Source organism: Picosynechococcus sp. PCC 11901, from assembly GCF_005577135.1.
Classification (GTDB): domain Bacteria; phylum Cyanobacteriota; class Cyanobacteriia; order Cyanobacteriales; family MRBY01; genus MRBY01.
This window is the reverse complement of record NZ_CP040356.1, coordinates 1-5,942: the sequence shown is the minus strand read 5'-3', so window position 1 is coordinate 5,942 and position 5,942 is coordinate 1. Positions and strand designations below refer to the sequence as shown.

Annotated in this window: 3 protein-coding genes and 2 pseudogenes; 4 read left to right on the top strand and 1 reads right to left on the bottom strand. The window is 47.0% G+C overall.

Features of this window, described 5'->3' with window-relative positions; all coding sequences use genetic code 11:
* The first annotated feature begins 211 nt into the window (after nt 1-211).
* Nucleotides 212-1,005 (top strand): IS5 family transposase gene (locus tag FEK30_RS00020; RefSeq protein WP_138070974.1). Its coding sequence is split into 2 segments (ribosomal slippage): nt 212-545 and nt 545-1,005, totalling 795 coding nucleotides; the frame shifts between segments, so codons are not numbered across the junction.
* Nucleotides 1,006-1,027: 22 nt separating this feature from the next.
* Here FEK30_RS00020 and FEK30_RS00015 read toward each other — a convergent pair.
* Nucleotides 1,028-1,521, bottom strand: a pseudogene (locus tag FEK30_RS00015) (transposase family protein); the annotation flags it as partial.
* A 551-nt stretch (nt 1,522-2,072) separates the two neighbouring features.
* Between FEK30_RS00015 and FEK30_RS16925 the strand changes: the two are divergent.
* The 3 genes and pseudogenes from FEK30_RS16925 to FEK30_RS00005 all read left to right on the top strand — a co-directional run.
* A complete protein-coding gene (locus FEK30_RS16925) occupies nt 2,073-2,384 on the top strand; it encodes a peptidylprolyl isomerase (protein WP_315862692.1) in 312 nt (103 codons plus the stop codon).
* A 581-nt stretch (nt 2,385-2,965) separates the two neighbouring features.
* Entirely contained in the window at nt 2,966-3,298 is a 333-nt protein-coding gene (locus FEK30_RS16835; protein ID WP_181445646.1) for a hypothetical protein, read from the top strand.
* Between the two features lie 48 nt (nt 3,299-3,346).
* Nucleotides 3,347-5,520 (top strand): annotated as a pseudogene (locus FEK30_RS00005) (peptidase domain-containing ABC transporter); the annotation flags it as partial.
* Nucleotides 5,521-5,942: the final 422 nt, after the last annotated feature.

The window sequence follows — 5,942 nt, the reverse complement described above, 5'->3', positions numbered from 1 at the left end:
GTTCATAGGGGGATTGTCGTTGATGACAAAACGCTGGCTTCTTCTTTTACCTTAAGGGTTGCTTTGGGGCTGTGGGGGCAGGCGTTAGAATTGTTATCAGAAAAGTCGCAGTAAGAGGGTGTTTATAAAGTAAAGATAAAGAGAACAGGATTTTTGCCCGTGAAGTCGTTAAGGTCAAGCATAAGCGTAACGACACAGGAGAATAGCACCAATGTCTCAAGCTTCTTACCCCAGTGACCTGACCGATGCAGAATGGGCTTTACTAGAACCCTTGATTCCTGCTCCAAAGTCCGGCGGTCATCCACGTACTACTGATATGCGACAGGTCTGCAATGGGATTTTCTATCTCCTCAAAACCGGTTGTCAATGGGCCTATCTGCCCAAGGACTTTCCTCCCTCCTCCACGGTGTACTACTACTATCGCAAATGGCAGANGCAGGGAGTTTGGGAAAACATCAACCATGCTTTGCGGACTCGCTGCCGTCAAGCAGTGGGGAAAACCCCAGAACCTAGCGTCCTGATTGCCGATAGCCAATCGGTCAAGACGACAGAAAAAAGGGCGATGTCTATGGCTTCGATGGCGGGAAACAGGTCAAAGGAAGACGGAGAAACTTGCTAGTCGACAGTTTAGGGTTACTTTACAAAGTGATAGTCTCCGAGGGAAATAGCTCAGAACGAACCTTTGCCCTTGCTGCAGTGATGGAGCTAAGGGAGCAGCAACAGCAGATGTTGAAGCGATTGCGGTTGATGTGGGTAGATGCTGGATATCGAGGAGGACGCTTTGCCTTAAGTCTCTGGTTAATGGTGCAAGCCAAGGTGGAAGTGATTAGTAGAAACAGTAAAGAATTCATGGTACTCCCGAAGCGTTGGATTGTTGAACGTACATTTGGTTGGTTGAATTATTATCGTCGCCTTAGTAAAGACTATGAGCAATTATCAGAAGTGTCGGAGGCAGGGATTTATGCTTCCATGAGTCGTCTGATGTTGCGTCGGCTAGTTTCCTAAAGATTTACTTTATAAATGGTCTCTTACCAATAAACTCTCGGTCCCCTGTAAGATAGGCAATTTCCGCATCGGGAATAAGATTTCAAAACGCTCGAACAAATCCATGCGCTCTGTACTGTTGCTGTTGCCCTTCTTCTTCTCCAGCATTGTCCACATCAGTGGATAACCGATGCCTTCATGGACAACACCCAGCATCAAGATATTGAAATCCGTTGTTCCGAATGACCAGTTGGTGCGGTCAATACTCAGGACCCAAGGTTGCGGGATAGCCGCGATATTCATCACCATCTGGGCGATTTTATCCAGGTTGACCTCAAAGGACTTGAAGAATCGCTGCATGCGCTTGTAATTGGACTCCTCAGTGGCGTCACCTCCCCAGACTGTGGCGAGTTCGGCGAGATTGACGGTTTTCGCCCGGAATAATGCTATCAGGAACATCGCAACGAAGGAGAGTCTGGCTCCATGCCATCCAATATGGGGTCGCAATTGGTCGCGAATTTCGCTAATCTGACTCATGAGGTTTGCTTGGTTATCTTCTAATTCCTATCAAACCCTCTCCCTCTATCCTTTTCAAGTTTTTGTCCTGTACTGAGGACCCGCTTAATGTTTAGACGTTTGACCACCTAAATATTTACTTTATAAATGGGCTCTAAAGCCCCTAAGTTGATATTGTATGGAGATAGTTTTAGAAGACGATAGGGACCAGCAGAAAAAATGACGATTCAGGTTGCTATTGGAGGCCAAGAATTAGGCCCAGTAGAAGTAACAAAATTACTGACGAAATATGGACTATGGCCAAGATTGGCAGCAGAAATCATCCTAGACCAAGCCATGGAAGAAACGGGGAACTTAGATGTTAATGAAACGGAAATTCAAATAACAGTCAATCAATGGATGCAGAAGCAGGGAATTCAGAGCGAAGCGGAGTTAAAAAACTGGCTGGCAAGAAATGGATTAGACGAAGCAGAAATGGTGGCGGTGGCAACCCGTCCCTTAAAAATAGAAAAATTCAAACAGGTGACATGGGGCAGTAATCTAGAAGCTTACTTTGTTGAGCGAAAGCATCAATTAGATCAAGTGACCTATTCATTACTGCGAACCAAAGANGGAAATATGGCCCAGAACTATATTTCCGGATTTTAGATGATGGTTCAACATTTAGGGAGCTGGCAAAGCAATATTCCCAAGGCCAGAAGCCCAAACGGGGGATTAGTGGCCCTGTCGAACTAGGTATTCCGCACCCGCAGATTGTAGCGGTCTTAAAAAGTGCCAAGCCAGGGATGGTGAACCCCCCTATCAAAATTGGGAATGGTATGCTGTGTTGCGCCTTGAGAAAATGTTGCCCGCCAAGCTGGACGAAGCTATGCGGCAACGACTGATTAACGTACAATTTGAAAAATGGTTGAGGGAAGCTATCCAAGAGAAACTGGTGATTGAGTCCTACCAGGACTAAAAATCAATTATTAACGATCAAAAACGATTATTATTTGTCCATGGAAGTTAGGGATTACGAAGAATTCTTTGCCACAACTCCCCCTTTTAATCAATTATCTGAAGCAATCAGGGCAAAATTGAGCCACCAGGTGACTCCATTCCGTTATCGAATGGGACAGTCGATCCTGGAACAGGGAAGCAATCAAATCAAATCTCAGTCGTCTATCAAGGACAAGTGCGAGTCTTGGGAAAGACCCCCAGACTAAACAGCCAATCAGCCTGGCCCTAAGGGCAAGGGTGGCGTCATGGGTGCCGTTAACGCCGTCAGGGGAATGGCCTGTGAAACGGCGATCGCCTCCACCGAAACAATCTGCCTAAGTCTGACAAACACAGAATTTTTGACTTTACTGGAGGAATCAGCGCCCCTGAAAAAGACCTTCAAAGAAAGTTGCAGCCTAACAGAAGCCTTTGAACTCCTGTCCAGGATTTTGCCCACCAGGCAAAAATCAGGCGGAATGTAAAGGACATGGCGCAACAGGCCAGTGAAACCGCCATAGTATACGAGTTGGCTCCAGGGATTTATGGCGAGGACAATCCAGCCATCAGACCCCTCAAAGAATCAGAGCGGATCTGGTTTGTGAGCAGTGGTGGACTCTTAGAAGGATATCCGCCCCGGGGACGTCTCCCATTAATATCGGCTGCAACCGTTGTCATCAAAGGCAATCAAGCCGCCCGGTTAGTTGGATTTCCCACTGCAATATGGGCCTCCTCAGCAGCAGTAACAGCCATCCCAGAAGCGTCAGGAGCAGAACCCAAAACATGGCCGGATCCCTTCGAGCAAACCCAGGGAAAAGGCTGAAGTCTCCGAAATCGAAGCAGAAGAGATTCCCTATGCCCCGTCGAAGTTTTAGACTTACCTCCAGAAGCAGACACAGAAACTCGCCATTACCCATTTATCAAAGGAACAAAAGAAGAGGAAGTGGCGATCGCCTGCCTGCAAATGTTGGCGAAACACTACAAAATGCGCTTCAGGGAGACAGTATCCGACGAATCCTCAAAGAGCAGCTTAGCCGTTACGGCCAACTGTCCCTACCCAGTTGCGGTGCCATTGTCGAGTTGATGGGCTCAATGCCCATCTGGTGAAAATCCCCCCCAAGCCATCACTCGATTAACAACGCCCCTACTAGTAAAATGGCGCGACGAACTGGCCGTCATCTACCAGGTGAGCGACAAAGAAATCACCATTGGTGCCCCGGCCCTCGGTCTAGTGAAACGTTCCCCCAGGATTTTATTTCAGGCTGGGGAGACGAACAAACCGGCGTTGATGTCCTTCTCCTTCAAAAAAGTAAATATGCCCCGAAGAAAGGTTTGGCCTCAGTTGGTTTATTCCTTCCCTCAAAAAATATAGATGGATTCTCATTGAAGTATTAGTAGCTTCATTCCTGGTGCAATTATTTGCCCTGGCCAATCCCCTGATTATTCAGCAGATCATTGATAAAGTCATCGTGCAGCAAAGTAGCGATACCCTGCAGATCTATGGTGCTTTGCTGCTGATTCTCGCGATCTTTGAAGCTGTCCTCAGTAGCCTCAGAACCTACTTATTTGTCGATACCACCAACCGGATTGACATGAATCTCGGTTCGGAGATCATCGATCACTTGTTCCGTCTCCCCTGCAATACTTTGAAAAACGCCCCGTGGGAGAAATCTCAACCCGGTAGGAGAACTCGAAAAAATTCGGCAATTCTTAACGGGTACAGCCCTGACGGTGGTGCTCGATGCCATTTTTTCCGTGGTGTATATCCTTGTGATGTTCTACTATCACGGCAAACTAGCTGCCGTCGCCCTCAGCGTCATCCCCATCTTTATCGTCGCAACGTTAATCTTTTCCCCCATTATCCGCTATCAATTGCGGGATCGGGCCGAGAAAAATGCCGAGAGCCAATCCTATCTCGTGGAGGTGATGACTGGCGTACAAACCGTTAAGGCCCAGAACATTGAACTGAGATCTCGCTGGAAATGGCAGGAGAAATATGCCCGGTATGTCTCCGCTGGATTTAACACGGTGATCACCTCAACGGCCTCCAGTTCAATTAGCAATTTCCTTAATAAACTGTCGGGGTTGTTGGTGCTCTGGTACGGTACCTCTCTGGTTTTGCAGGGGCCAGAAGTGCTCACCCTCGGACAATTAATCGCCTTTCGGATCATTGCAGGGTATGTCACCTCGCCAATTCTGCGTTTAACCCAACTCTGGCAAAATTTCCAGGATACCTCCATCTCCCTAGAGCGCTTGGCGGATATCGTCGATCATCCCCAGGAAGGGGAAGCGGATCGCGAAAATATGCCGATGCCGCAAATTAAAGGGGCCGTCACCTACGAAAATATCAGTTTCCGCTTTAAAAAACATGGCCCCCTCAACCTAAACAATGTAAACCTGCATTTCCCGGCAGGGACATTTGTCGCCATTGTGGGCCAGAGTGGTGCAGGCAAGAGTACCCTGACTAAATTGCTCTCACGACTCTATGAACCAGAATCGGGTCGGATTCTCATCGATGGTTACGACGTGAATAAAGTGGAGTTGTATTCATTGCGGCGGCAGGTGGGGGTTGTGCCTCAGGAAACCCTTTTGTTTGAAGGAACCATTCAGGAGAATATTGCCTTGACCAATCCGGAGGCGGAACCGGAGGAAATTGAAGCGGCGGCCCGGGTGGCGTCGGCCCATGATTTTATTATGGAATCCTTGCCGAATGGATATAACACCCAGGTGGGGGAACGGGGAGCCACCCTATCAGGGGGGCAAAAACAACGGATTGCGATCGCCCGCTCGGTTTTACAACGACCCCGAATTTTAGTACTAGATGAAGCCACAAGTGCTTTGGATTATTTAACAGAACGGGAAGTCTGTAATAACCTGAAAGAAGCGTTTAATGATACGACAGTTTTTTTCATTACGCATCGCTTAGATACGATTAAAGATGCAGATGTTATTGTCTTGATGCACGAAGGTTATGTGGCGGAACAAGGTACTCATAGTGAACTTATGGCCATGCGGGGCAGGTACTATANCCTTTATNAGNAGCAGGCTCGTAGNNNNCNNNAGNNCNTNNTNTANGGAAANAGTNTAGATCTCNNTNNTNNANNCNTNATTAAAAAAAAAAAGAGAAGAAACAGCAAGGCTGGCGATCGAGCAAAAACAAAGTTAAAAAAAAAAAAAAAAAAAACAATCGAAATTCAAAATAAAAACAGAAAAAAAAAACAAAAAACGTCGCTACTCCAACTGCTCATTACCAAGAGAGAATGTAAAATCAACAACCACGTCCCCGCCTGTAAACAAACCAACAACAAGAGGGAAGAAGACCTTATTCAGTTAGAAGAAAATTATCCAAAATACAATGTGCCCAAAAACTCTGTCTAAAGGAACCAAAAACGCCTCCTGGCTCTCTAGCAATGCGGATTGACGTCGCAAATCCGCGTCAGTTTTTACCTTACGCTGTGGCCCCTAAG

Bases quoted from the DNA above. Each gene is read 5' to 3' on its own strand.
- FEK30_RS16835 (WP_181445646.1), top strand. From the start codon at position 2,966: ATGGCGCAACAGGCCAGTGAAACCGCCATAGTATACGAGTTGGCTCCA.